This is a genomic window from Micromonospora sp. NPDC005161 (genome assembly GCF_053599855.1).
Genome location: NZ_JBSFYQ010000014.1, coordinates 1 through 24,255 on the forward strand (window position 1 = coordinate 1; position 24,255 = coordinate 24,255).

Genomic DNA, 24,255 nt, shown 5'->3' on the forward strand with positions numbered 1-24,255 from the left:
CGGCAACTGCACGCCGTCATCACCACCGGCAAACGCTGGAGTCCGGTCATCGCAACCCACGGCACCACACAACCCGCGGTGATGCCTATGGCCGCCTGAGATCAGCAGGCGGCCTGTCGAGCTGGGTCGGGGCGAGCCCCACGCGGCATTGAGGAACCACGGTTACCTCGACGCTCATCATGGGCAGCCCCGCCCGTCGTCTCACCAACCCGATTACACGCTGCTGGGACCAACCCCATTACGGCTATGCAGGGACAGACGACGGACGAGGCACCGACCAAAGCTTGACTCAAAACGACTTACGCGCATGAGCGTGTCACCGACGGCAAGCCCGAGGATCACCCCGGCGAGCAGCTCAATCGTGCGCCGCAGGCGTGTTCCCATCGCGGCGGCCACGATGCCGACCGCGGTGGTCGGCGCGAAGAGCGGGCTCGAATTGCCCAGGAACCGGTACGCCACGAACCAGGCGATCGCCGCCGCGATGCCGGCCTGCAGGGCGAGCAGTCCGAACAGGCGTAGCCGCCAGACGCGGGCGCGTACCACGTGCTGCCCCCGCTCCCGCAGGCGAGCGAACGTCCGGCCAGCCCGCGACCGCCCGTGCGGCGCCGGGTCGACGTCGGCGGTCGGCTCCTGGTTCGCGGGCACGCGCGCCGTCTACCCACCGCGCGAACCTATCCGACGCACAGGGCGGTCCGGTGGTCTGCGAAGCCTTCCTGGTACGACGCCTTCCTGGTACCTGGCGTCGGATCTTAGGCTGCCCAGGTGGAGGGCCAGCCGGTAAAGACAGCATTTGACGTTGATCGGTACGAGCGTCGCGTCCGCGAAGGCCCCTGCTTTGTCTGTGCCCTCGTGGCGGGCCATCCCGACTATCGGCACCACGTCGTCTACGAGGACGACACCATCATCGCCTTCCTCGCTCGCGACCCGACGTTGCTCGGATACTGCCTCGTCGCACCGAGGCAGCACATCGAGAGCTGGGTACGGGACATGCCACAGCAGGACTTCCTCCGCTTCCAGGGCATCGTGTACGCAGTCGCCACGGCGCTCGCCGCGACACTGCCCACGGAGCGGATGTACTCCCTGAGCCTCGGCAGCCAACAGGGCAACGCGCACCTTCACTGGCACCTCGCGCCGCTGCCCCCGGGCGTGCCCTACCACCAGCAGCAGTTCCACGCCCTCATGGCCGAGAATGGCGTCCTCGCGATCGACGACAGGGCGCAGGCAGCCCTCGCTCGAGACATCCGCCGACACCTCAGTGCCTGAGGTCGGCACCAGCTCGGCCGCTGCCCGGCCCGTCCCCGCATGGCCGTCCGGTACGACATGCCGCCGGCTCAACAGCGCCGCGCCGTACGACCGGCCCACGAGTGGGCACCCGCAACGGCGGGGCGGGGCAAGGGGGGGGGTATGTATCGACAATTGCTGTTAAGATCACCGGGCACGCGCCTCGAGTGTTCATACGATCCGGTGGATATCATGTTCCCTGACGGCCAGGATCCGTACGCGCTTCTCGGCGTGACACGCGAATCGTCGGTCACAGAAATTCGGGAGCGCTACCTCGTTCTCGCCCAGATCTGGCATCCGGACAGGCACCAGTCGAGCCCCGCACAGGTCCGGGAAGAAGTCACCCGCCAAATGCAGCGGATCAACGCGGCGTACAAGCATCTGACAGCAGTCCACACCCGCGTCCGTCAGGACCGCGAGCGCCAGACCGGGGAACGCCAGCACCGCGAACGCGACACCCGCGAACGCCAGGACCGCGAACGCCAGAAGCGCGAACGCGAAGCCCGCGAACGTCAGGCCCGGGAACGCGAGACCCGGGAGCGCGAGAACCCCAGAGCACAGTGGACGCATCCGAGATTCGAAGCGGCGACCCAGCTCGACACGCCAACGAACCCGCGTTCAACCATTCACCCGATCGCCATCGCACTTCGATCCGGCGAGCGGGGCTACACGCTTCGCGCGCACCTCGACGACCAGCAGACGGAGGCGACATTCCTCGGCGCCCAGAGTCGCCTGCTCCTGTTCAGATCCGCGGAGTCCATGCGTAAGTATGTGGCCAGGACCGAAGCCCATGAATTGGCCACCATCGCGGGATGGGACAGCTTCCTGGACGGTATGGGCAGCACTGCGACGGAGCCTGACGATGAACACACCTTCGACTTCGACCTCATCTCCCACAGCCTGAGGTTTCCGCCGGCGCAGTGGGTCCCGACATTGTTCATCGCCAACCGTGACCTCATTCGAGAGGTCTCGGAGGCGTTCGAGCTCGGCGATGTGCTGAAGCAGCTGGCCGTGGGTTCGCCCCTGGACTACCTCGACGACCTGTTTCGTATCGTCGACAGGCCGGTCGCCGGCTGGGGTGCCCGTCGCCAACTCGCGTCCCTCCAGGCCGGGCGGTTCAGCGGTGTGTGGCGGGGAGCGATCGGCGGAGTCGAAGAGCGCGTCCGCTGGCTACGGTGAACAGGCCAGCCCCAGGACGTCGTGTGGGGCGCACCAACCGCCCGTGTCCTCGGAGGTGAAGTGGCGCGTACGAGTGACACCACTGCCGCCGCTCACCCGAAACGACATCTGGGCACCCACCCGTGCGGGTGAATGCCCAGATTATTGCTGGTGCGCCGCCAGGGACTCGAACCCCGAACCCGCGGAGCAAGCCCCCACGGGCGATCACCCGGACGGCAACCGACCGGTGAGACAGCGGATCTGTTCGCTGCCTGGCCGCCAAAGGCAGACGTAAGCAGGATCTGGCCCCGCCCGGCGCCGTCCGCGAGCCAAATCGGGCAACGGGTAGATTGACGCCGATGAGCGATCTGTTGCGTCAGGAGTTGCGCGGGTTGGCCCGCAGTCGAGCGCTGTGGCTCCTGCCGCCCCTGGTCGCGCTCGCCGGCCTGACCGGTTTTTCGTTCAACGACGACGCCTACATGTTCTACGTCTACTACGACCCGCAGACCCTAGAAGAACAGCTTGACGCGTACCACTTCGACGTCAAGGCGATCCACACCTCGGGCCTCGGCTGGGCTCAACTGGCCGCGCTGGCGGCCGGGGCGTTCCTGGTACTGCGTGATCCACGACTGACCGGCCGCCCGGCCCGGCTCTCCCTGCCGGCCCTGGAATCGTCGCCGGCCCGGCTCCCCCCGCCGCCCCGTCCCGGCCGGTACCTGATGGCGAAGGCGGGCGCGGCCGCGCTGTTCGGTCTGCTCCTCGCCGTGGCCGACCTCGCCGCCGTGCTGCCACTGGCGTCCAGAGTGGTCGCCGACCACTGGGTTCGGCGCGAGCTGGCCTCGAAGGACATCTTCTTGCCGGTGCAGATCTTGGCCGAGGAGTCGGTGTGGCCGGTGGTGCTTCGTGCGGCGGCCGGTGTCCCGCTGTTCGCGATCGTTGGGATCGGCCTGGCCGCGCTACTCTACCGCTGGTGGGCGGTTACGGTGGCCGTCGTCATCCCAATCTGCGGGTCGCTGTACGTGACCGCTGACCCGTTCTTCGGCGCCCTGACTGCTCCGAACCGACCGGCCCTCGCCGCGACCCTGATTCCGAGCCTGGGCGGGGCCGCGATCGCCTTCCTGCTCGGCTACGGCGCGACGCGGTGGCGACTCGCCCGGGCGGTCGCAGTCCGGCCGACCGGCGCGGAAGCTTGAGGCTTCAGCCGCAGACGGGCCAGAGACGGCCCGACGCTTGGCCACGGACACTCGCTGACAAGGCGCTTTCCCCGAGAGTCGTAGCGTCCGCTCACGTCTGCGGGGTTCGAGCCCGAGGCGACATCCGTCGGCTCTGGTCCGGCCTCGGCCGCCACCGTTGATGTCAACGGTTGATGTCAAGTTGCCTCTGCTGCTCGCTGTCGCCGTTGCTGTCACTCACCCCGAAACGACATCTGGGCACCCACCCGTGAGGGTGAATGCCCAGATTATTGCTGGTGCGCCGCCAGGGACTCGAACCCCGAACCCGCGGATTAAGAGTCCGCTGCTCTGCCAGTTGAGCTAGCGGCGCTCGTCGGCAACGGAGAGAACATTAGCACCCCGCCGAGCCGGGCTCCAATCCGGTTACCCGGGTCCCCCCTTCGGTCGAGCTTACCGGGCAAAAAAGGTCAAACCGTCCAGGGCGTCCGTGACGGGGGCGTGCGCCGACGTCGTGATACGGCACGATGTCCGCCAGGTACGCGAGAACAGAGGTGGGGATGGCACGGTTCACGCGAGCCGGGGCGGTGGTGGGCGCTCTGACCCTGGTGGCGTCGCTGGCACTGACCGGATGCGGCGACGAGCAGAAGAACCCGGAATTCGTCGGCGGGACCGGGCCGAGCGCGAGCGCCGGCGCCGAGTCCGGTACGGCGGAGCCGACGGCGCCGGCCGCGCCGAGCGGGCCCGCGCTCGCGCTGAGCCCGGGCGATGGCACGAAGAACAAGCCGGTGAGTACGGAGATCAGCGCGAAGCTCCCGGACGGCGCGAAGGTGTCCACGATTACCCTGACCGCCGCGGGCGGCGGCACGGTCGCGGGCAAGCTGCGCACCGACGGCTCCGCCTGGGTGCCGTCCGCCCCGCTGAAGTACGGCACCAAGTACACCGCCACGGTGACGGCGACCGGGGCCGACGGGACGAGCAGCCAGGGCACCAGCAGCTTCACCACGATGGCCAAGCCGAAGTCGACCATCGGGTCCGGCCTCTACCTCTTCGACGACAAGAGCTACGGGGTGGCCATGCCGGTGGTCACCGAGTTTCACCCGGGCATCCCGAAGAAGGACCGGGCGGCGGTGCAGAAGCGGATGTTCGTCCGCACCGACCCGCCGCAGCCCGGGGCGTGGCACTGGGTCGACAACGGCACGCAGGCCTACTACCGGGCGCCGGAGTACTGGCAGCCGGGTACCACCATCACCGTACGGATCGCGCTGGCCGGCGTGCCGCTGAGCAACGGCCGCTACGGCGACGTCGATCGCAAGGCCACCGCCAAGATCGGCCGTTCGTTCGTGATGAAGGTCGACAACGCGACCAAGAAGATGTCGGTGTACGAGAACGGCGCGCTGGTCCGCACCGTGCCGGTGAGCCTGGGCAAGAGGAGCACCCCTTCCTCCAGCGGCACGATGGTGGTGATGGAGAAGAAGGAGTCCACGACCTTCGACACCCGCGACGACCCGGACCCGGCCAACCGCTACGTCACCGAGATCGACTTCGCTCAGCGGCTCACCTGGGGTGGCGAGTACATCCACGCCGCACCCTGGTCCGAGCACGTGCAGGGTCGGCAGAACGTCTCGCACGGCTGCGTCAACGTGTCGATGGCGAACGCCCGGTGGCTGTTCAGCAAGACCCGGATCGGTGACCCGATCACGGTGAAGGGGACCGAACGCAGGCTCGCCGCCGGCAACGGCTGGACGGCGTGGAGCCTGAGCTGGTCGGAGTTCGTCAAGGGCAGCGCCCTGCCGGTGCCCAAGGGAGGGTCCGGCCCCGCGCTCTGAGCCGTCCGGCGACCCACGCCGGCCCGTGCGACCGTACGGGCCGGCGCGTACTCTTTGCACTGCCCGCGGCGCGACGGCGCCCGCGGCGACCCCTCAGTCCCGGCACGGAGACGAGCCCGGCTCACGAATCGCCGGATTCTAACAAAATTCCGGCATCATCGTCGGCGTGTTCCGGTTCACCCTCGGCAACCGGGACCAGTCCTGGTGCGTCAGTAGGACGATGGGTCAGGGACCACGACTGTGAGGGAATCATGCGAGCTAGCCACGACCAGCTGATCCGGCCCGGTGGGCGACGCCGCGTATTCGCGGCGGGGCTTCTTGCCGTAGCACTGGCCTTCACCTCCGCCTGCACGGATAGTGACGGCGGCAAGCCGTCCTCGTGGCAGGGCGGCAGCGAGAGTCCGGCGCCGAAGGCGGCGGCGACCATCAGCGAGCCGGCGACCGACGCCAAGGACGTGCCAGCGTCCACCGGCATCACCTTCACCACGACGGACGCCGTCGAGACCGCCGTCGAGCTCAAGGACGCGGCCGGCAAGGCGGTCGAGGGCACCCTCGCCGCCGACGGCAAGACGTGGCTGCCGGCAGGGGCACTGGAGTACGGCACGAGCTACACCGCCACGGTCACCGCCACCGGTGACGACGGCCGTCCGGCCACCGCGACCAACACCTTCACGACCATGGCCAAGCCGGGCAAGCAGGTGCGGGTGAGCAGCTTCCTCGGCGACAACCAGGTCGTCGGGGTCGGGATGCCGCTGATCGTGAAGTTCAGCCGGGCCATCGGAGAGGACTACCGCGACGACGTGCAGCGCCGGATGACGGTGACCTCGACGCCGGCCCAGGAGGGCATCTGGCACTGGGTCAGCCCCACCGAGATCCGGTACCGGCCGAAGGTGTTCTGGAAGGCCAACAGCAAGGTCTCCTACCGGGTGCAGGCCGGCGGCCTGCCACTGGGTGACGGCTGGTACGGCCGCGCCGACCTCACCGTCGACGTCAAGATCGGCGCGTCGCTGATCATGACGGTGGACAACAAGACCAAGCGGATGACGGTGACCCGGAACGGCTCCGTGGTGAAGACCATCCCGGTCAGCCTGGGCAAGAAAAGCACCCCGTCGTCCAGCGGCACCATGGTGGTCATCGAGAAGCTGCGCAAGACGGTCTTCGACACCATGGAGGAGTTGGGCCCCGAGGAGGGCTACCGCACCAAGATTGATTTCGCGCAGCGGCTCACCTGGGGCGGGGAGTTCATCCACGCCGCACCCTGGTCCGAGGGCCAGCAGGGCAGCGTGAACGTCTCACACGGCTGCGTGAACGTGTCCATGGCCAACGGCGACTGGCTGTTCAAGAACACCCAGATCGGCGACCCGATCACCGTCAAGGGCACCGAGCGGAAGCTTCAGGACGGCAACGGCTGGACCGACTGGAACATGAGCTGGGACGAGTACGTCAAGGGCAGCGCGCTGCCGTACGAGCCGCCCGCCGACCCGGACACCTCGCCGACCCCGGAAGCCGGCACCCCGACGCCCACACCGACCGCCTGAACAGCCCCACATACGAAAGCCCCCTCCCGCGACGGAGGGGGCTTTCGTATGTGGGCCGATCCACGCATGACCCTTTGATCTGCAGTCCCACAAACGGCTCAGGCCCCCTCGTCGGAGGGGGCCTGAGATCCACTGCTGGGTGACTGATGGGAATTGAACCCACGACAACCGGGACCACAACCCGGTGCTCTGCCAACTGAGCTACAGCCACCATGCCGCCGTCGCCCGGTGAATCGCCCCGGGCGGGGTGCGGACCAATAATAGCCACACCGCCGTCGACCCCGTCCAGCGGGTTCCCGGCTCCCCCGGGCTTCACCGCGGGTCAGAGGTCGGCGGCGATTCCCTTGGCGGTCTCCACGTCCGGGCCGGGCAGCGGCACGAAGATGGTCCGCCGGTAGTACTCCAACTCCCGGATGCTCTCCCGGATGTCGGCCAGCGCGCGGTGCGCCAGGCCCTTCTGCGGCTGGCCGAAGTACACGCGGGGGTACCAGCGGCGGCACAGCTCCTTGATCGACGACACGTCGATCAAGCGGTAGTGCAGGTGCGCGTCGAGGCGGGGCATGTCCCGGGCGATGAAGCCGCGGTCGGTGGCGATCGAGTTGCCGCAGAGCGGCGCGGTACGCGGATCCTTGACGAAGCTGCTGACGTACTCCAGCACCCGGTCCTCGGCCTCGGCCAGTGTCACCGGCGAGCGGCGCACCTCCTCGGTGAGGCCGGACTTGGCATGCATCGTCCGGACGATCTCCGGCATCGCGTCCAGCGCGGCCTCATCGGCGTGGATCACCACGTCGACGCCATCACCCAGCACGTTGAGGTCAGGATCGGTGACCAGTGCCGCAACCTCGATCAGCTTGTCCCTGCCGAGGTCCAAACCGGTCATCTCACAGTCGATCCAGACGAGGAGATCAGCCACCGGGACAGCCTACGCGCCGCCCACGACCCGCGGCTGCGCGCTCTCGACGGAGCAGCCCGCTAGGGTTTCGGAGTGCCAGCCGAATCCGTCGTACCGCCCGCCGTCACTGACGACGACCCCGGCGGCCGTACGGTTCGTCGCCTGGTCGCGGTGGTGGCGCTGATCGCCGTGCTGCCGGCGCTCTACCTGCCCGGTCTGGTGCACAACTTCTTCGACCTGAAGATTTACATGTCCGCGATGGACTGGTGGACGGCGGGAAACCCGCTCTACGACTACGTCCAGCCGGATCGGGTGCAGGGTGAGCTGTATTTCACCTACCCGCCGTTCAGCGCGCTGCTGCTCTGGCCGTTCGGGCTGATCCGGCTCGGCGTCACCGTGGCGATCTTCACGGTGCTCACCGTGCTGGCCGTGGTGGTGACCACGCGGTGGCTGGTGCTGCCGGTGATCGCCCGGCACAACCTGCCCCGGACGTTCACCCTGACCGTCGCCGTGCTGCTGGTGCTGGCGGTGGAGAGCACCCGCGAGACGATCACCTTCGGGCAGATCAACATGCTGCTGGTCGTGCTGATCCTGGCCGACCTGCTGTTCGCGGTGCCGCAGGCGCGGCGCTGGGCCGGGGTCGGCATCGGGCTGGCGACGGCGCTCAAGCTCTTCCCGGGCATCTTCATCGTGTACCTGCTGGCCACCCGCCGGTGGCGGGCCGCGGTGGTGGCGAGCGCGACCGCGGCGGCAGCGACCCTGCTGGCGGCGGCGGTCGCACCCGGCGACTCGTGGCGCTTCTGGACGCAGGAGCTGTGGGACAACGACCGGGTCGGCCGCACCGACTATGTCGGCAACCAGTCGCTGTTCGGCCTACTCAGCAGGTTCACCGCACCAGAGAAGCCGGACCGGCTGCTCTGGCTGCTGGTGGTCGCCGTGATCGCCGGTTACGGGCTGTGGCGGGCCGCCCGCGCGGCTCGGGCCGGTGATCGGTTGACGGGGCTGACGTTGACCGGCCTGGTCGGCGCCCTGGTCAGCCCGATCACCTGGACCCACCACATCTACTGGTTCGTGCCGGCGGTGGTGCTGCTCGCGGACGCGGCGTTGAGTGCCGACCGCCCGGACGAGGTACGCCGACGTCGGTGGTTGGTCGCACTCGCGCTGGGCACCGCCGCTGTGATCATCTACGGGGTGGTGACGTTCCAGGACTGGGGTACGGAACCGGTCCGCACCCATGACCCGGTGGACTTCGTCGTGCAGAACGTCTACGTGCTCCTCAGCCTGCTGCTGCTGGTGACGCTGCCGGTGCGGGCGGGTCGCCGAGTGGAAAAGTCGCACCAAATGGACAGATCTCCCCAGTAGCGACCATCGGCGCTAACCTGGTCTCATCTACCTCAAGCGTCGCTCGGGTAGCACCGATCCCCCGGTGAGGGTGGCCCTCCGCGTCGGCAGCGCGGAGGGCCACTCGCCGTTTCGTCCACCGTCACCGGCTGGGCCGTCGGCCCCGGAGCGGCCGGCGGCCAGGCCAGACTCAACGCCACCTCCGGTGGACGGGGCAGTCGGGCCGGCGCCTCCAGGTCGGCGAGGGTGCTCGGCCGGGCCGGTTCGGCGCCGATCGCCGACCTCGGCCGCTCACCGGGCCCGGAACCGACCGGGGTGAGTTGCCGCCCGGCCGGCAGGGACCGTGCCACTGGGGCGTCCCCGACGGACGGGGCACCCAGTCCACTCAACGAGCTGACCCCGAGCCGGCCGGCGAGCACCGGCACCTGGTCCGGCTCGACCACGAAGACCACCTCGCGCGGGCGTGGCGGGCGCAGCAGGAGCACCGCCGCTCCGACCACGAGCAGCACCCCGACCGACAGCAGCCCCCAGGTGGCCGGGGTGGTCCAGCCGGCCCGCAACTCGGCGCGCAGATCCAGGGCCAGGTCGCCGGCGCCGTTGGGCCGCATCACCACCAGGCTCATCGGCTCACCGGCCAGGTCGTCCGCACTCCACTCCAGCGAGCCGATCCCCTCGCGTACCCAGAACGGGCGACCGAGCGGGGTGACCGGCCCGGCGGTCGGGGCGTCGGTGGCCGGGCCGGCCGGGTCGAGCCGGACGGGCAGCGGACCCCGCGCGAGCGCCACCCGCCGGACCGTGGCGTGCGGCACCGGCTCCAGCCAGCGGCGTACCTCGGCGGTGGGCGCCAGCCCCACGAAGGCCGGGCCGCCCGGCGTGCGGGCGTCCACCCGCAGCCGGGTCTGCGCGGTACGCGCGAACGGCGCCTCCTGGCGCAGCAACCGGTCGAGGTCGGTGACGACCACCGCGTGGCCGGGCGTGCGGACCGTCTCGAACCGGGCGGCGAAGGTCCCACCGGGGTCGGCGTGCCGGGTCACGAGCCAGAGCGCGCCACCGGCGAACAGCACCGGAATCCCGATCACCAACAGCAGCACTCCGGCGATCCCCCGCACGAAACGCATTCGCACCGTCCCCCTCCGTAGCCAGATACCCGGCCGACCTTACCGACGTACACCGTCTGATCAGGGGATATCCGCAGCACGGTCGGTCCCGTTCCCGGAAAGCACGCTGGCCCGCCGGAATCCCGGCGGGCCAGCGGGTGTGCGGTGGGGTCAGGACCTGGCGGCCGGCTCCCGACGGGTCCGGGCGAACGCCAGCCCGCCCAGCACCAGACCGGCGATGCCGGCGACCAGACCGGCGATGCCGAGGCCGACCGCGGTGCCCTCGCCCTCGTCGTCGTCATCGTCGGCCGGCGCGCCGGCCGCGTTGGCGGACGTGGCGGGCGCGGCCGACCCCGAGGGCGCGGCGGCGGCCAGGGTGAGCACCGGCGCCGGGTTCTCCGGCTCCTCGCCGCCCGCCGCGGGCTCGTCGATCCAGCGCGACACATTGCCGTCCGAGTAGGTCTGCAGGGTCTTGAAGACCATCGAGTCGACCTGCGGGAGCGGCCCCATCGAGACCGGGAACTCCTGGAACTGGCCCGGCTTCACACCCGCGTCACCCGTGGCCGTCCAGGTGAGCTTGGCGACCGCCTCGGTGATCGGGGTGCCGTGCACCTCGATCGGCGGGTCGACCTTGCGCTTCTCCACGGCCACCGTCCAGCCCGGCACCGGCATCGTCGACACCGAGCCGACCGGGGCGTTCTCCGGCAGCACGACCTCCACCTTGGCGGTCGACGCGGTGTCGCTCTCGTTGGGCACGCGGAACGCCACCCGGGCGTAACCGCCCTGGGTCGCCTCCTTCGGATTCACCGTGACGTGGGCGGAGGCCGGCCCGGCGAAGCCGAGCACGGCGGTCGCGACGGCGGTGAACGCCAGGGCGGTGGCGGCGGTTGCGGTACGCCGGAGACGGGTCATGGGTTTCGGGAGCCTCTCTAACGGATGGGCACGGTGGCGGTCACCGTGGCCTGGTCGATGTCGGACGTGCGAACGGTGATCTTCAATTGCCAGTCGCCGGCCGCCGGCAGGCTGACGTCCCCGTAGGCGTGGTTGTCCGTCAGCGGCAGCAACGGGACCTCGATCGGCTCGATCCCGGCCGAGGGCAGCGCGGCGGTCGCCCGCCACTCCGCCACCGGCTGCGGCTGGTTGTCCTTGGTGTACGCGTACAGGTGCATCGAGTTGTTGCCCCGCTGGGCCGGGTCCAGCTCGACCTGGAGGGAGAAGAGCGGGCTGGACAGGGTGGTGGAGAAGAGACCGGCCTGCGTGCCGGACGGCTCGGCCACGGCGGTCCGGGCGGGCGTGGTCTGCACCAGGGTCGCGGACAGGCCCAGCACCACCACGGTGACTGCCAACTCCACCAGGACCGCCCGGCGCACCGGCACGGGCCGCTGCGCCGCGGTGCGCCGGCGCACCAACTGCCGGGAGTACGCGGCCACGGCGATCACCAGCGCGAACAGCCCGACCTTGGCCAGCAGCAGTCGCCCGTACGTGGTGTTGAGCAGGGCGTCGAAGGTGGCCACCTCGATCAGCGCCTGGACGGTGCCGGCCAACAGCAACGCCGAGACGGCCAGCGCCGCCCAGCGGGACCAGATCGGCAGGATCGCGCCCAACTCCCGCTCGTCGGCCTGGCGCAGCAGGAAGCCCGCGAGCATCAACAGGCCGCCCAGCCAGACGGCCATGCTGCCCAGGTGGACGGCGTCGACCACCACGGAGACCGCCGGGGCCGGGGACGCCGCCGGGTGCCCGGCCAACGGCCAGGTCAGCAGGGCCGCCCCGCCGAGCACGGCCAGGATGATCGCGTCGGTGCGCCCGGACGGTCTGGCCAGCAGCGGCCGGAGCAGGAACGCCGCGGCCGCCAGCAGGCCGAGCCGGACCAGGTGGGCGGCGCCGAAGGCGCTGCCGAACACGCTGCCGAACCCCTCGCCGGTCACCTCGAAGAGGCCGCCGCCGGCGGTGTAGGGCACCTGCAGCCACAGGTCGGCGAGGGTGGCGACGGCCACCAGACCGAGGCCGGTCCAGGCCAGCCGCGCCGGTCCCCTGCGCGACAGCCGGCGTGGCCACAGCGCGGCGAGGACCAGCGCCGGCCCGACCAGCAGCACCAGGCCGGCGTACCCGAGGAAACGGGCCACCTTCACCGCGTTGCCGACCACCGGGTTGGCCCGGCTGTCGTCGCCGGAGTCGACCGGCGGTGTCGAGGGTGCGCCGACCGAGTAGGTGAACGCGCCGGACACCGGGTGGCTGTCCGCGGAGATCACCCGGAAGCTGACCAGGTAGGTGCCGCGCTCGCCGGCCGGATCGACCGGGATGGACACGGCGGCGCCGTCGAAGCTCGGCTCACCCCGGTCGGCGCGGGAGCCGTCCGGCGCGATCACGCGGATCTTGCCGGGAACCTTGCGTACCGACTCGCTGAACGTGAGGACCACCTCGGCCGGCGCGCTCGGCACCACCGACGAGGCGGCCGGGCTGCTGCTCTGCAGCACGGCGTGTGCGCTGGCGGGAGTGGCCGGGGCGATCAGGAGGAGGACGACGGTGACCAGAAGGCCGGCGGTGGCGGCCAACCGGGCGAGCCAGCGGCGGGGGGCGACAGTCATGCTGGCCATGCTCGCCGACGGGAGTGGATCTCGGCGACCCGAGTCCGGTGAGTCATTCACCCGCGCCCTGCCGCCAGCACCGGCGTGAGCGGCCGGTCATCCCCGCCGGTACGAACCAGCGCCCACAGCAACCCTGCCTGCACCACGGCGGCAAGGTGGCCGACCTCGTGCATCAGCGCGGTGGTCGAGTTGGCGATGTCCACCACGCTGGTGCCGGCCAGGCAGACCGCCAGCACCAGGGCCACCGGCAAAAAGGCCCGGGCCCTCTCGGGCCGCCAGGCGGCCAACGCGAAACCCACCGCCAGGGCAACGTCGAACGAGGCCATCTCCCGACTGGTGTGCGGGTCCACCGACACGCCCAGCCCGGCGAGGAGGATCGGCAGCGCGATGGCCAACTGCGCCACCGCGGCCACCGCCACCGCGATCCGCAGCACCTGTCGGCGGGCCCGCCGGACGGCGGCCGGACTACGGTGGGCGGAATCGGCGGCGACCGCGGCCAGCACCGCCGCGGTGAGGTCGGGCACCTCCACCGGCTGCACCCGGACCAGCCGGGTCACCTGCTCGGCGCGGGCCAGCCAGGCGCGGCAGCCGGCGCAGGTCGCGGTGTGGGCGTCCAGCACCGCCGGGGACGCCTGCGGGTCCTCCCCGTCCAGGCGCGCCGACAGCGCCGCGCGTACGTGGTCGCAAGTCATGACGGGGTAGTCGGCCCAGGGCGGGGAAAAGTTCCCGACGTGGCGCAGAACATCCAGGGGCCGAAGGGCTCTGCTGTCGCGCCCGGCGCCGCGTAACCTGGTTTGTCGTGATCCCCGTCCCGCGTGACACCGGTGCCGCCGGTCCGGCCGACCCGGCCGATGGCGGCGCCCGGGATCCGGCCACCGAGTGGGCGTTGACCGCGCGCGGCGGCGACCCGACCGCCCAGGCCGCGTTCGTCCGGCTGACCCAGGTCGAGGTCTGGCGCTTCGTCGCCGCCCTGGTGGACCCGGACAGCGCCGACGACCTGACGCAGGAGACGTACCTGCGGGCGTTCCGGGCGCTGCCCGCGTTCGAGGGTCGCTCCAGCGCCCGTACCTGGCTGCTCGGCATCGCCCGGCGGACCTGCGCCGATCACCTGCGTACGGTGATCCGCCGACGTCGGCTCGACGAGCGGCTGGCCGCGAACGCGTACACCGACCGCCCGCACCCGGACCCGGCCGGGCAGCTCGGCGCCGCCGACCTGGTCGGCCGGTTGAGCGCCGAGCGGCGGGCCGCGTTCGTGCTCACGCAGCTGCTCGGCCTGTCGTACGCCGAGGCCGCCGCCGTGGAGGGGGTGCCGGTGGGCACGATCCGATCCCGGGTCGCCCGGGCCCGCGACGACCTGGTCGAGGCGGTCGGCGACGCCCTGACCGGCTGAGCCGGGAACTTCCGGCGGAGACGGGACGACCAATGACCGTGACAGCACCTTCCGGCCACGTCGGTCGCTGGGCCACCGCCCGGCCCTGGCTCGGCATCGCGGCCCGACTCGGCCTCGCCGCCGTCTGGCTGATCGCCGGCGCGTCGAAGGTCGGCGACCTGGCCGCCTCCGGCCGGGCCGTGAACGCCTACCAGGTGCTGCCGTACGACGTGGCGACCGCGGTCGGCGCCGCGTTGCCCTTCGTCGAGCTGGCGCTGGGTGTGCTGCTGCTGCTCGGTCTGGCCACCCGGCTCACCGCCGGTGTCTCGGCCGCGCTGCTGGTGGTCTTCATCGCCGGGATCGCCTCGGCCTGGGCGCGTGGCCTGGCCATCGACTGCGGCTGCTTCGGCAGCGGCGGGCAGCTCGCCGAGGGGCAGGCACCCAGTTATCTCCCGGAGATCCTGCGCGACCTGGGATTCTTGGTGCTAGCCGGCTTTCTGCTGATCTGGCCACGTACGCCCGTTTCGGTGGACGGGTGGCTGTCCGGTGAACCCGCCGTGGAGGACGAGGATGAGTAGTCGCAAGGGGCAGCGGGACGCGGCCCGGGTTGTCCGCCAGCAGCTGGCCCGCGAACGGCGGCGCCGCCGCACCGTCTGGGTCTCCGCCGCCGCGGTCGCCGTGCTGGTCATCGCCGGCCTGATCGGCTGGGGCGTCTGGTCCAGCCAGCGCTCGGACGACTTCACCACCCCGCCCGGCGCCAACGCGGACGGCACCGGCATCGTCACCGGTGGCGGGCCGGTGACCGTCGACGTCTACGAGGACTTCCTCTGCCCGGCCTGCAAACAGTTCGAGCAGACCAGCGGGGCGACCCTGGAGCAGTTGGTGACCGAGAACAAGGCGAAGGTCGTCTACCACCCGGTGGCGTACCTCAACCGCTTCTCCACCACCGAGTACTCCACCCGCTCCTCGGCCGCCTCCGGCTGCGCCGCGGTTGGCGGCAAGTTCCGCGAGTACGCCGAGGCGCTCTTCGACAGGCAACCGCCGGAAGGCAGCGCCGGGCTCACCGACGACGAGTTGATCGACATCGGCGCGGGCGTGGGCCTCGACCGGGGCTCGTTCGGTGGCTGCGTCAAGGACAACACGTACCGGACGTGGACCGAGCACGTCACCGACGAGGCCAGCCGGGGCGACGTCACCGGCACGCCGACCATCCTGGTCAACGGTCAGCCGCTCGCCGACCGCAGCCCGCAGGGTCTCACCGCGGCCGTGGCGGCGGCCGGCAAGTGATCCGTACCCTGCTGGCCCGCGCCGGCCTGGTCGCCACCGCCGCCTGCGCGGCCACCCTGCTCACCGCGGCACCCGCCGCCGCGCACGGCGCCGACGCCCCGGACGCCACCGACTACCGCACCCGGACCACCGGCGTCGCCCCGGCCCGGCCCGGGCTGGAGGTACGGGTGGTCGAGGCGGGCGCCCGGCTGGAGCTGACCAACCGCACCGGCCGCCCGATCGAGGTGATCGGCTACTCCGGTGAGCCGTACCTGCGGATCGGCCCGGACGGGGTCTTCGAGAACACCCGCTCCCCCGCCACGTACCTGAACCGCACCATCGCCGGGGACACCACGCTGCCCGCCGAGGCGGACCCGGCGGCCACCCCCTCCTGGCAGCGGGTCGCCGAAGGAACCACGGTGCGCTGGCACGACCAGCGCGCGCTGTGGCGGGAGTCGCAACCGCCGGACGCGGTACGCGCCGCGCCGGACCGCGAGCACCGGGTCCGGGACTGGACGATCCCGCTGCGCGACGGCGGCGACCCGGCGCAGATCCGCGGCACGCTGGACTGGCTGCCGCCGCCGGACGCGTACACCTGGTGGGCGGTGACCATCGTCGGGCTGCTCGCGGTGGGCGCGCTCGGCCTGCTCGCCGCCGCCGCGCCGGCCGGCGCCCGGGCGCTGTCCACCCTGGGCGTGCTGCTGATCGCCGGCGGCGCCGTCGCCGTGCTCTACCCGGTGGGCCGGGAGCTGGACGCCGGCGCCCAGGGCGTGGGCGGGGTCCTGGTCGGGCTGCTGTCCGGGCAGGTCTGGTCGCTGCTCACCGGTCTCGGCGCGATCGCCGCCGGATGCTACGCGCTGGCCCGCCGCCCGGCCGCCGACTTCGCGGTGGCGCTGGCCGGGGCCTGCCTGGCACTCTTCGCCGGGGTGGCCAACGCCGCGGTGTTCGCCCGGTCCGTCGCGCCGGTGCCCTGGCCGGCCGAGGTCGCCCGGGTCATGGTGGCGCTGGTGCTGATCATCGGCGCCGGCGCGACCACCGCCGGCGTCCTGCGCCTGCACGCCGCCTCCCGAACCGCCGCCGCCGCCGCCCGGACCTGACCCGCCGCCGGTCAGGGGCGCGGAGCGAAGCCGTACGGCAGTTCCAGGCGGTGGCGGGCCAGGAGCGTCGAGTCGGCCAGCAGGTCCAGCGTGGGGGCGTCGGCGACGATCCGGCCACCGTCCAGGATCACCGAGCGCTGGCACAACTCCGCCGCGTACGGCAGGTCGTGCGTCACCATCAGCAGCGTCACCGGCAGCTCGCGCAGGATCTCGGCCAACTCGCGCCGCGCCGCCGGGTCCAGGTTCGACGACGGCTCGTCCAGCACCAGGATCTCCGGGTGCATGGCGAGCACGGTGGCCACCGCCACCCGGCGGCGCTGCCCGAAGGAGAGGTGCTGCGGCGCCCGGTCCCGGTGCTCACTCATCCCCACCGCGGCCAGCGCCTCGTCCACCCGGGCGGCCAGCTCCGCCCCGCGCAGGCCCAGGTTCGCCGGCCCGAACGCCACGTCCTCCGCCACGGTGGGCAGGAAGAGCTGGTCGTCCGGGTCCTGAAAGACGATGCCCACCCGGCGGCGCACCTCGGACAGGGTGGCCCGGTCCGGCGTCACGGTCAGCCCGCCGACGCTCACACTGCCCTCGGTCGGAGTGAGGATGCCGTTGAGGTGCAGCACCAGCGTGGTCTTACCGGCGCCATTGGGCCCGAGCAGCGCCACCCGTTCCCCACGCGGCACGGTCAGGTCCACCCCGTGCAGGGCGACATGCCCATCCGGGTACGCGTACCGAACGCCACGTACGTCCAGCGAGACAGCGGTCTGCACGACACCGATCATGTCAGCACGACGGCGGTGGCGGCGATGGAGGCCGCAACCACCGGCACGGTCGCCGCGACCAGCCACTGACCGGCGGTCGCCGCACCGTCGCCCTGCCACACCTCGGGCATCCGCCCGGAATAGCCCCGGGACAGCATCGCCAGGTAGACCCGCTCGCCGCGTTCGAAGGCCCGCAGGAACAGCGCCCCGATCCCGGCGGCGAAGCCCCGCAACTGCCACAGGAAGCGCGGATCGTCACCCCGGGAGATCCGGGCCACCCGCATCCGCCGCGCCTCGCCGACCAGCACGTCGAGGTAGCGCAGCATGAACGTGGCGATCTGGGTGAGCACCTGCGGGCAGTGCAGCCGGTCCAGCCCGACGATCAGCTCCCGGGTGGTGGTGGTCGCGGCGAGCAGCAGCGAGGCGAGAACGCCCAGGGTGCCCTTGGCCACGATGTTCCACGCGCCGTGCAACCCGTCCTCGGACAGCCGCAGGCCCAGCACGTCGACCCGCTCGCCGGCACCGAGGAACGGCAGCGCGACGGCGAACAGCACGAACGGCAGCTCGATCAGCGCCCGGCTGAGCAGCCACCGCGGCCCCACCCGGGCCAGCGCCGCCACCGCCGCCACCAGCAGGGCGTACGCGCCGAAGGCCCAGAACGCGGCGCGCGGGGTGGCCACCACGGCGACCGTGAAGACCACCATCGCCACGATCTTGACCTCGGGTGGGAGCCGGTGCACCGGCGAGTCGGACTCCCGGTACAGCACGTGCCCGTGACCGGCACCCATCCGCGTACTCCCCTTGCTCAGCCGGCCGCGCCGGCGCGGGACGTGGCCGCGTCACCCTCGGCCGGCGTCGCGCCCTCGGCGGGCGTCGCCGTGTCGCCCTGGGTCGCCGTGCCGCCACGGCGGCGCAGCAGCCAGAAACCTCCGGCGCCGATCGCGAAGGTGACCAGCACGCCGAGCACCCCGGAGAGGCCGGTGGAGAGGAAGCTGTTCTCCACGCCGCGCACCCCGTAGTCGGCGAGCGGGCTGTCCCCCAACTCGTGATCCCGGGCCTGCTGGGCCGGGCAGTTGCCGCCGACGATGTTGTCATCGGCGTCGACGGTGCACCCCTTCAGCAGCGACGAGTCCAGCCCGTCCGGGTGGGACGAGGCGTAGTTGCTCACCACCCCCGCCAGCAGCAGGGCGACCAGGAGGCCACCGGCCAGGAAGGCCGACGAGCGGTTCTTCATCGGACACCTCCGACGGCCGGAACGGTGGGTACGGTCGCGGGACGCAGCCCGCGCAGCGCGTAGACGAGATCGGGGCGCACCTTCGCCACGGTGACCACGGTGGTGGCGGTGATCAGACCCTCGCCGATGCCGATCAGCAAGTGAGCGCCGGCCATCGTGCCGGCCAGGCCGGCCAGGTTGCCGCCCAGGTCGGTGGTGCCGCCGAGCCAGTACTGCAGGACGAAGCCCTGGGATGCGACCACCACGCTGAGCATCGCGGCGACGAACCCGGTGACCGCCAGGCCGGCGGGCGTGCGGGGCAGCACCCGCAGCAGCACCGCGATCAACACGTACGCCGCGGCGGTGCCGAGCAGCGCCATGTTGGTGATGTTGAGCCCGAGCATCGCCACGCCCCCGTCACCGAAGATCAGCGCCTGCACGACCAGCACCACCGACACACAGAGCGCGCCGACCCACGGGCCGACCAGCATCGCGGCGAGCGCACCACCGAGCAGGTGGCCACTCACCCCGGCCGTGAAGATCGGAAAGTTGAGCATCTGGACGGCGAAGATGAACGCGGCCACCAGGCCGGCCATCGGGGCCAGGCGGTCATCCAGGTCGCGCCGGCCGCGCAGGACGCAGCCGGTGAGCGCGGCCAGGGCGAGCGCCGCGAAGACCGCTGCGACGGGACCATCGATGATCCCGTTCGAGATGTGCATCGCCAGGGTTTCCACGCGACCTCCCACGCGTCAGCGGACCCGTTCGGGCCGGCGGGGTCAGCCTATTTCCCAAACCTCGTTGTTGCCATACCTTGGCAACAAGGCATGTCCTTGATCACCATTTCGGACTGGGGTCACCGACCGTCGGCCGCGAATGCTCGGCGCGTCGCCTGCGGCGGCACCGGCGAGCCCGGCGGTATCGTCGGGCCATGACCGCGCCCGACCGTCTCTCCCCCGGTGACCCCGCACCCGAGTTCACCCTCCCCACCGACAACGGTGACCAACTCGCCCTGGCCGACCTGCGAGGCCGCAAGGTCGTCCTCTACGCCTACCCGGCCGCGATGACCCCCGGCTGCACCAAGCAGGCCTGCGACTTCCGCGACTCGCTCGCCTCCCTCCAGGCCGCCGGCTACGAGGTGGTCGGCATCTCCCCGGACAAGCCGGAGAAGCTGGCGAAGTTCCGCGACCGCGACGCGATCACCTTCGCGCTGGTGTCCGACGCGGACAAGGCGGTGCTCACCGCGTACGGCGCCTACGGCGAGAAGCAGATGTACGGAAAGACCGTGACCGGCGTGATCCGCTCGACGTTCGTCATCGACGCCGACGGCAAGATCGAGCGGGCGCTCTACAACGTCAAGGCCACCGGGCACGTCGCCAAGCTCCGCCGCGACCTCGGCCTGGACTGAGACTGTCGCACCGGGCCGTCACCATCTGTGGGTGGTCAGATACAAGTACACGCCCGAGGCTTTGGCCGCGGCGGCCGCCGCCGCTCGCAACATCACCGAGGTGATGCGGCTGCTCGGCATCCGAGTCAGCGGCGGCTCCCACGCGCACATCAGTCGGCAGCTCAAGCGCTTCGGCGTCGACACGTCCCACTTCACCGGCAGCGTCCACAATCGGGGCGTGCGTTGGCGGCGGATGTCGCCCGAAGATCTGCTCGTGGTGCTGCCCGAGGGCTCGCGCCGGATCCCGGGCGTCCGCCTCAAACGCGCCCTGGCGACGATCGGTCTGCCCGAGAGCTGTGAGGTCTGCGGCGTTGGATCGACGTGGCAAGGGGGCAAGCTGACCCTGCACGTCGATCACATCAACGGGGACTTCCTCGACAACCAGCCGCAGAACCTCCGGCTACTGTGCCCCAATTGTCACAGCCAGACATCCACTTACGCCGGCCAGCGACGACCCGCTCACGTCGAGCCCGAGGTGGTCTACGATCCTGACGCTGTCACTCCAACCGGCTTCCGGATAGGCAGACGCCTGCCTCGTCGACAAGAATGGCCATGGACGCTGGTGGAGTACAGCATCAAGGGGCCGTAGCCCAACGGCAGGAGGCATACGGTTTAGGTCCGTACCAGTGCGGGTTCGAATCCCGTCGGCCCCACGTCTTCGTCGCGAGACGAAGCACCTCAGCTCGATCAGAGGCCCCTGTCGTGCATGTCACGATCACGGGCCGACACCCTGGTCGCGGGGTCAGGATGGCGGGCGTGAGTCTGCGCTTCGTCCTCGATCCCGACCTCACCCCGCAGCTGCGCGCCGAGATCGTCGCCCTCTGGGTGGACGTCACCAATGCCGGCGGCGCGGTCGGCTTCGTGCCCCCGGTCACCGCGGCCGACGTCCGCGCCACCGCCGACCCGACGTTCGCCGGCATCGCCGACGGACCGGACCGGCTGCTGGTCGGGTACGCCGGCGACCGGCTGGTGGCCGTGCTGATCTTCTGCGACAACCGGTTCCCTCTCAAGGCGCACTGGTGCGTGCTAAAGCGCGTGATGATCCACCCGGACACCCAGGGCGCCGGCTACGGCTCGGCGCTGATGCGCGAGGCCACCCGGCTGGGGCGGGAGTTGGGTTACGAGGCGCTGCACGTGACTGTGCGGGACGGGCTGGGGCTGGACGGGTTCTACCGCCGCCTGGGGTACCGGGAGATCGGTCGCCTGCCGGGTGCGCTGCGGGTGGCGCCCGGTGACGACCGGGACGAAATCCTGATGTGGCTCGACCTAAGGCCGGCCGACTGAGCGGTCAGCTCGCGCACCAGCGGGCCGAGGCCCCGGCCGGTCGGGTGGTCGGCGGGTCGGCCACCGCGGTGGCCGGCGTGCTCGCCTTCGCCACCTCGGCCGGGCGGCGGGCGGGCGTCGGCGTACCCGCTGGTCGGTTGGCGGACGGCCGGGCCGACGCGGGCGGACGGGAGTTGGCGGGCGCCGCGCCGCGCCCGTACATGCGGACTGTGCTGGTCTGGACCTGGCCGGGCGCCATCCGGATGCCGGCGACGGTCGCCCGGTTCCCGTACACGTCGCTCACCCGGATCGTGAACGGGCCGGCGCCGGCGCCGGAGGCGATCAACCAGTAGTTGTAGTCCTGCCGTGTGGCTGACTGCCACGGGCCGCTGTCACGCTGCCGGACCTCCACGGCGCGCAGCGGGTTGCCGTGGTTGCCCACCCGGACGGCGAACCAGAACTGCGACGCGCCCTCCTTGATCCGGAAGGTGAGCGGGCCGGGTAGTGGCGGGTTGACCACCGCGCGGTAGGTGACCGGAACGAGGCCCTGGACCGGGTCGGCGATCCGGGCGAACGCCTCGCGGGACAGGTCGAGGTGCCCGGGTTCGCACTCCGGGCACTGATCCATGATCAGGACGCGGACGCTGCCCTTCGGGCCGGTCACGTCGAGGAACCCGCCGCAGGCGGCGCCGGCGGCGTACTCCGTCGGTCCGAGCGCGACGTAGAGCCGGTTGGCCGGGGCTGCCGGGTTCGAGCAGTTGCCGCCGGCACCGTTCGAGTCGTAGAAGGTCGCCTTGCCGCTGTGCGTGGCGGTGCCGGTGGGCGGCGCGGCGAGCGCACGGCCGGCGGCGCAGGCGGGGGCGGAGCCGGAGCGCAGCGCAAGGGTGAGCCCGAGCACCGCCGCGAGGACGGTGACGGCGGTGGCGACCAGCCAGGGGATGGGGCCGGACGAGGGCGTGGGCCGGTCGTCCGGAACCCGGTCGAGGTCGATGTCGATGTCGATGTCGACGCCGCCGGGAGCGCTTCCGTCCGTCACGCCGCGATGCTGCCCGAACCGTCGTCGGCCGGACAAGCCGGCTAAGCGAAAGCTAAGACAGTGTCGACGGACGGTGATCGCTGCGCTCCCGCAACAGACCTGCGGTCAGACTCGCCACCGCCAACCCGGGGCGGTCGGCATCCGGTCAGGCGTCGATGACGACCGGGGCGCCGACGATCATCGGTCCACTGTCGACGGGCACCAGGTGCAGCCCGAAGAGGAGTTTCTGTTGGACGTTGCGGTACCGGCCGAGGGTGCGCAGCGGCTCCTTCGTGCGTACCCCGGTCTCCTGGTCGGTCGTGGTCACCACGCAGCGGTCACACGGCCCGGCGGCACGGAACCGCAGGTCGCCGATGCGCAGCGACCGGCCGGCCCAGTCGTCCTCGGCCCACGCAGGGGCTCCGTCGACCACCAGGTTGGGCCGGAACCGGGCCATCGGCACCGGCTCCTCCCCGGCCTCGGCGAGCCAGTCGTTGAGCGCGTCGAGGGAGGCGGCGTTCGCGAGCAGCAGTGGGTAGGCGTCCGCGAAGCTGACCTGGGCACCGGTGTCGTGTTCGCGATCTCCGGCGGCAAGGTGTCGGGTCGGCCGGGCCAGCCAGACCAGTCGGACCGGCCGGCCGAGCAGCGCGCCGAGCCAGGCGTCGGCCACCGGCCCGGCGGGTAGCGCGGGGACCGGGATCTTCCGGCTGCGGAAGGTGCGCACGGCGACCGGGTCTCCGCCGGCCGGCTCGGGCACGTCGAGGTCGGGTTGCCCGCCGGCGCGCAGCGAGAGGCCGCCGGGATGAACCGTGGCGCGCAGGTCGACCAGCCGGGTGGTCTCCCGCTGGGTGACGCCGACGCCGTCGGCGTCCACCACCATCCAGCGCCGGTCGCCCGCCAGGCCCCACGGATGCACCAGGGCGTCGTCGTGGTCGAGCCGGTGGCAACCCTTGACGGGGTACGTGTGGATCGAGGTCAGCCGCACCCGGCTACCATGCCACGCCGATGCCGTCCCCGGGGTACCAGTGGTTGGCGGGGCTCTCCCGGTAGGCGAGGAACCGCCGGCCGGTGCGCTCGGCGTGTTCGGCGAGCACGTTGGTGCTGGTGACGTTGTCGGTGAGCAGGATCGCGCCGGGGGCGAGCTTCGACTCCACCGCGTCGAACTCGCGCTTCTCGTGTGCCCGGCTGTGGTCGCTGTCGTGCAGGAACAGGTTGACCGGGCGGTCCAGAGCATCGATCGAGGCGATCGAGTCGCCGATCACCAGGTCGACCACCTCGGACCAGGGAGCGGCGTGGGCCAGGTAGCCGGCCTCGGGGTTGATGTCCAGCGAGGTGACCCGGCCCGGGTGGCCCTCCTGCGCGTTGCGCAGCAGTGCCGCGGCCAGCACACAGCTGCCCAGGCCCTTGTCCACACCGGTCTCCACCACGTGCGCCGGGCGGGTGGCTCGGACCATCGCGTACCAGCCGATTCGGCGGGCGTAGCGGACCTGTTTGTCGGCCAGCCCTCGCCGGGCGGAGCCCGCGGTGGCCCGCTCGATGTGCTGCCGCAGCGGCTGGTCGGACTCGATCTCGTCGAACCAGCCGCGGACCTGCTTGACCGGGCGGTCGCAGGCCACACTGACGAACCAGGCCAGGTGGTGGCGGCTGAGCTTGGTGAGCTCGTAGGTGTAGTTGTGGTGCTCCCGGGAGGTGACCAGCCAGCGGGCCGAGGTGCGCAGCACCTTGGCGTCGTGCCGGGCGACCCGCGCGAGCCGTTTCGGGAAGGCTGCGACGGGCGCGAGCCGGGTACGGGCGATCGCCCGTCGGAGCTTCGTTGCGTCCACCGGAGCTTCTTATCAGGCCGACGCGCCGTGCGGCAGAGGAAGTTGCCATTGAGTTCGGTCGACAGTTCAACCCGACGGCGGGCGGCGCCGACCGGACGAGGGTACTCGGGCCGCAGGCCGGGTGAG

At 71.5% G+C, this 24,255-nt stretch carries 25 protein-coding genes, 3 tRNA genes and 1 pseudogene; 14 read left to right on the top strand and 15 right to left on the bottom strand.

Translation table 11 applies throughout. From position 1 onward, the window contains the following. Window positions 1-213: 213 nt before the first annotated feature. A complete protein-coding gene (locus ACWD5O_RS15665; RefSeq protein WP_450085718.1) occupies window positions 214-645 on the bottom strand; it encodes an FUSC family protein in 432 nt (143 codons plus the stop codon). Window positions 646-849: 204 nt separating this feature from the next. Here ACWD5O_RS15665 and ACWD5O_RS15670 point away from each other — a divergent pair, with 204 nt between their 5' ends. The 3 genes from ACWD5O_RS15670 to ACWD5O_RS15680 all read left to right on the top strand — a co-directional run bounded on the left by ACWD5O_RS15670 (window position 850) and on the right by ACWD5O_RS15680 (window position 3,632). After that, window positions 850-1,263, top strand: a complete 414-nt coding sequence (locus tag ACWD5O_RS15670; RefSeq protein ID WP_450085719.1) for an HIT family protein — start codon at window positions 850-852, stop codon at window positions 1,261-1,263. 141 nt (window positions 1,264-1,404) lie between these two features. Then, a complete protein-coding gene (locus tag ACWD5O_RS15675) occupies window positions 1,405-2,460 on the top strand; it encodes a J domain-containing protein (protein ID WP_450085720.1) in 1,056 nt (351 codons plus the stop codon). 338 nt (window positions 2,461-2,798) lie between these two features. Then, window positions 2,799-3,632, top strand: a complete 834-nt coding sequence (locus ACWD5O_RS15680) for a hypothetical protein (RefSeq protein WP_450085721.1) — start codon at window positions 2,799-2,801, stop codon at window positions 3,630-3,632. A gap of 273 nt (window positions 3,633-3,905) precedes the next feature. Here ACWD5O_RS15680 and ACWD5O_RS15685 read toward each other — a convergent pair. Then, window positions 3,906-3,981, bottom strand: a tRNA-Lys gene (locus tag ACWD5O_RS15685). Between the two features lie 187 nt (window positions 3,982-4,168). Between ACWD5O_RS15685 and ACWD5O_RS15690 the strand changes: the two genes are divergently transcribed. Together ACWD5O_RS15690 and ACWD5O_RS15695 are read left to right on the top strand one after the other, a co-directional pair. Further along, complete coding sequence (locus tag ACWD5O_RS15690) at window positions 4,169-5,437, top strand: Ig-like domain-containing protein (protein WP_450004546.1); 1,269 nt, start codon at window positions 4,169-4,171, stop codon at window positions 5,435-5,437. Window positions 5,438-5,688: 251 nt separating this feature from the next. Beyond that, complete coding sequence (locus ACWD5O_RS15695) at window positions 5,689-6,975, top strand: Ig-like domain-containing protein (RefSeq protein ID WP_450085722.1); 1,287 nt, start codon at window positions 5,689-5,691, stop codon at window positions 6,973-6,975. Window positions 6,976-7,113: 138 nt separating this feature from the next. Here ACWD5O_RS15695 and ACWD5O_RS15700 read toward each other — a convergent pair. Then, window positions 7,114-7,186 (bottom strand) — tRNA-His (locus tag ACWD5O_RS15700). A 111-nt stretch (window positions 7,187-7,297) separates the two neighbouring features. Beyond that, complete coding sequence (orn, locus tag ACWD5O_RS15705; RefSeq protein ID WP_354967990.1) at window positions 7,298-7,888, bottom strand: oligoribonuclease; 591 nt, start codon at window positions 7,886-7,888, stop codon at window positions 7,298-7,300. A 72-nt stretch (window positions 7,889-7,960) separates the two neighbouring features. Here orn and ACWD5O_RS15710 point away from each other — a divergent pair, with 72 nt between their 5' ends. Next, complete coding sequence (locus tag ACWD5O_RS15710) at window positions 7,961-9,229, top strand: glycosyltransferase 87 family protein (RefSeq protein WP_387326873.1); 1,269 nt, start codon at window positions 7,961-7,963, stop codon at window positions 9,227-9,229. A 32-nt stretch (window positions 9,230-9,261) separates the two neighbouring features. Here the strand turns inward: ACWD5O_RS15710 and ACWD5O_RS15715 are convergent. From ACWD5O_RS15715 to ACWD5O_RS15730, 4 genes and pseudogenes are all read right to left on the bottom strand, one after another. Then, window positions 9,262-9,795, bottom strand: a pseudogene (locus ACWD5O_RS15715) (hypothetical protein); the annotation flags it as partial. Window positions 9,796-10,476: 681 nt separating this feature from the next. After that, on the bottom strand, window positions 10,477-11,217 hold the full coding sequence (locus tag ACWD5O_RS15720; RefSeq protein ID WP_450085723.1) for a YcnI family copper-binding membrane protein: 741 nt from the start codon (window positions 11,215-11,217) through the stop codon (window positions 10,477-10,479). 17 nt (window positions 11,218-11,234) lie between these two features. Next, on the bottom strand, window positions 11,235-12,899 hold the full coding sequence (locus ACWD5O_RS15725; protein WP_450085724.1) for a copper resistance CopC/CopD family protein: 1,665 nt from the start codon (window positions 12,897-12,899) through the stop codon (window positions 11,235-11,237). A gap of 47 nt (window positions 12,900-12,946) precedes the next feature. Continuing rightward, window positions 12,947-13,582 carry a zf-HC2 domain-containing protein gene (locus ACWD5O_RS15730; protein WP_450085725.1) on the bottom strand — a complete coding sequence of 212 codons (636 nt, stop codon included), beginning with the start codon at window positions 13,580-13,582 and terminating at the stop codon, window positions 12,947-12,949. Between the two features lie 107 nt (window positions 13,583-13,689). Between ACWD5O_RS15730 and ACWD5O_RS15735 the strand changes: the two genes are divergently transcribed. Genes ACWD5O_RS15735 through ACWD5O_RS15750 form a run of 4 tightly spaced genes read left to right on the top strand, consistent with a single transcriptional unit; the run spans window position 13,690 to window position 16,622 of the window. Further along, window positions 13,690-14,280: a sigma-70 family RNA polymerase sigma factor gene (locus ACWD5O_RS15735; RefSeq protein WP_354967985.1), complete on the top strand. Its 591-nt coding sequence runs from the start codon at window positions 13,690-13,692 to the stop codon at window positions 14,278-14,280. Window positions 14,281-14,312: 32 nt separating this feature from the next. Next, on the top strand, window positions 14,313-14,837 hold the full coding sequence (locus ACWD5O_RS15740) for a MauE/DoxX family redox-associated membrane protein (RefSeq protein WP_449938376.1): 525 nt from the start codon (window positions 14,313-14,315) through the stop codon (window positions 14,835-14,837). Continuing rightward, a complete protein-coding gene (locus ACWD5O_RS15745; RefSeq protein WP_450085726.1) occupies window positions 14,830-15,546 on the top strand; it encodes a DsbA family protein in 717 nt (238 codons plus the stop codon). Before ACWD5O_RS15740 ends, ACWD5O_RS15745 begins: the two co-directional genes overlap by 8 nt. Further along, entirely contained in the window at window positions 15,543-16,622 is a 1,080-nt protein-coding gene (locus ACWD5O_RS15750) for a hypothetical protein (protein ID WP_450085727.1), read from the top strand. Before ACWD5O_RS15745 ends, ACWD5O_RS15750 begins: the two co-directional genes overlap by 4 nt. A gap of 11 nt (window positions 16,623-16,633) precedes the next feature. On the opposite strand, the gene ACWD5O_RS15755 is transcribed toward ACWD5O_RS15750, so the two are convergent. The 4 genes from ACWD5O_RS15755 to ACWD5O_RS15770 are packed head-to-tail and all read right to left on the bottom strand — an operon-like array spanning window position 16,634 to window position 19,318. Further along, entirely contained in the window at window positions 16,634-17,392 is a 759-nt protein-coding gene (locus tag ACWD5O_RS15755) for an energy-coupling factor ABC transporter ATP-binding protein (protein WP_354967981.1), read from the bottom strand. Next, on the bottom strand, window positions 17,389-18,159 hold the full coding sequence (gene cbiQ, locus ACWD5O_RS15760; protein WP_450085728.1) for a cobalt ECF transporter T component CbiQ: 771 nt from the start codon (window positions 18,157-18,159) through the stop codon (window positions 17,389-17,391). Before cbiQ ends, ACWD5O_RS15755 begins: the two co-directional genes overlap by 4 nt. Window positions 18,160-18,176: 17 nt before the next feature. Next, entirely contained in the window at window positions 18,177-18,605 is a 429-nt protein-coding gene (locus tag ACWD5O_RS15765) for a PDGLE domain-containing protein (RefSeq protein ID WP_450085729.1), read from the bottom strand. Continuing rightward, window positions 18,602-19,318, bottom strand: coding sequence for an energy-coupling factor ABC transporter permease (locus ACWD5O_RS15770; RefSeq protein WP_354967979.1), 717 nt, complete (start codon window positions 19,316-19,318; stop codon window positions 18,602-18,604). The genes ACWD5O_RS15765 and ACWD5O_RS15770 overlap by 4 nt, the downstream gene beginning before the upstream one ends. A 194-nt stretch (window positions 19,319-19,512) precedes the next feature. Between ACWD5O_RS15770 and bcp the strand changes: the two genes are divergently transcribed. The 4 genes from bcp to ACWD5O_RS15790 all read left to right on the top strand — a co-directional run bounded on the left by bcp (window position 19,513) and on the right by ACWD5O_RS15790 (window position 21,312). Beyond that, window positions 19,513-19,989, top strand: a complete 477-nt coding sequence (gene bcp / locus ACWD5O_RS15775) for a thioredoxin-dependent thiol peroxidase (protein ID WP_354967978.1) — start codon at window positions 19,513-19,515, stop codon at window positions 19,987-19,989. A 31-nt stretch (window positions 19,990-20,020) separates the two neighbouring features. Next, on the top strand, window positions 20,021-20,617 hold the full coding sequence (locus ACWD5O_RS15780; protein WP_354967977.1) for an HNH endonuclease signature motif containing protein: 597 nt from the start codon (window positions 20,021-20,023) through the stop codon (window positions 20,615-20,617). After that, window positions 20,608-20,681 (top strand) — tRNA-Leu (locus ACWD5O_RS15785). Before ACWD5O_RS15780 ends, ACWD5O_RS15785 begins: the two co-directional genes overlap by 10 nt. 94 nt (window positions 20,682-20,775) lie before the next feature. Next, entirely contained in the window at window positions 20,776-21,312 is a 537-nt protein-coding gene (locus tag ACWD5O_RS15790) for a GNAT family N-acetyltransferase (protein WP_354967976.1), read from the top strand. 4 nt (window positions 21,313-21,316) lie between these two features. Here ACWD5O_RS15790 and ACWD5O_RS15795 read toward each other — a convergent pair whose 3' ends face one another. The 3 genes from ACWD5O_RS15795 to ACWD5O_RS15805 all read right to left on the bottom strand — a co-directional run bounded on the left by ACWD5O_RS15795 (window position 21,317) and on the right by ACWD5O_RS15805 (window position 24,129). After that, entirely contained in the window at window positions 21,317-22,327 is a 1,011-nt protein-coding gene (locus ACWD5O_RS15795; protein ID WP_450085730.1) for an expansin EXLX1 family cellulose-binding protein, read from the bottom strand. 145 nt (window positions 22,328-22,472) lie between these two features. Beyond that, window positions 22,473-23,291 carry an MOSC domain-containing protein gene (locus ACWD5O_RS15800; RefSeq protein ID WP_449936452.1) on the bottom strand — a complete coding sequence of 273 codons (819 nt, stop codon included), beginning with the start codon at window positions 23,289-23,291 and terminating at the stop codon, window positions 22,473-22,475. A 4-nt stretch (window positions 23,292-23,295) separates the two neighbouring features. After that, entirely contained in the window at window positions 23,296-24,129 is an 834-nt protein-coding gene (locus tag ACWD5O_RS15805; protein WP_450085731.1) for an O-methyltransferase, read from the bottom strand. Window positions 24,130-24,255 lie beyond the last annotated feature (126 nt).

Coding starts and splice junctions, on each gene's coding strand:
- ACWD5O_RS15720 (WP_450085723.1), bottom strand. CDS start 11,217: ATGACCCGTCTCCGGCGTACCGCAACCGCCGCCACCGCCCTGGCGTTC.
- ACWD5O_RS15745 (WP_450085726.1), top strand. CDS start 14,830: ATGAGTAGTCGCAAGGGGCAGCGGGACGCGGCCCGGGTTGTCCGCCAG.
- cbiQ (WP_450085728.1), bottom strand. CDS start 18,159: ATGGGTGCCGGTCACGGGCACGTGCTGTACCGGGAGTCCGACTCGCCG.
- ACWD5O_RS15740 (WP_449938376.1), top strand. CDS start 14,313: ATGACCGTGACAGCACCTTCCGGCCACGTCGGTCGCTGGGCCACCGCC.
- ACWD5O_RS15790 (WP_354967976.1), top strand. CDS start 20,776: ATGGCGGGCGTGAGTCTGCGCTTCGTCCTCGATCCCGACCTCACCCCG.
- ACWD5O_RS15730 (WP_450085725.1), bottom strand. CDS start 13,582: ATGACTTGCGACCACGTACGCGCGGCGCTGTCGGCGCGCCTGGACGGG.
- ACWD5O_RS15765 (WP_450085729.1), bottom strand. CDS start 18,605: ATGAAGAACCGCTCGTCGGCCTTCCTGGCCGGTGGCCTCCTGGTCGCC.
- ACWD5O_RS15680 (WP_450085721.1), top strand. CDS start 2,799: ATGAGCGATCTGTTGCGTCAGGAGTTGCGCGGGTTGGCCCGCAGTCGA.
- ACWD5O_RS15690 (WP_450004546.1), top strand. CDS start 4,169: ATGGCACGGTTCACGCGAGCCGGGGCGGTGGTGGGCGCTCTGACCCTG.
- ACWD5O_RS15695 (WP_450085722.1), top strand. CDS start 5,689: ATGCGAGCTAGCCACGACCAGCTGATCCGGCCCGGTGGGCGACGCCGC.
- bcp (WP_354967978.1), top strand. CDS start 19,513: ATGACCGCGCCCGACCGTCTCTCCCCCGGTGACCCCGCACCCGAGTTC.
- ACWD5O_RS15675 (WP_450085720.1), top strand. CDS start 1,405: ATGTATCGACAATTGCTGTTAAGATCACCGGGCACGCGCCTCGAGTGT.
- ACWD5O_RS15755 (WP_354967981.1), bottom strand. CDS start 17,392: ATGATCGGTGTCGTGCAGACCGCTGTCTCGCTGGACGTACGTGGCGTT.
- ACWD5O_RS15725 (WP_450085724.1), bottom strand. CDS start 12,899: ATGGCCAGCATGACTGTCGCCCCCCGCCGCTGGCTCGCCCGGTTGGCC.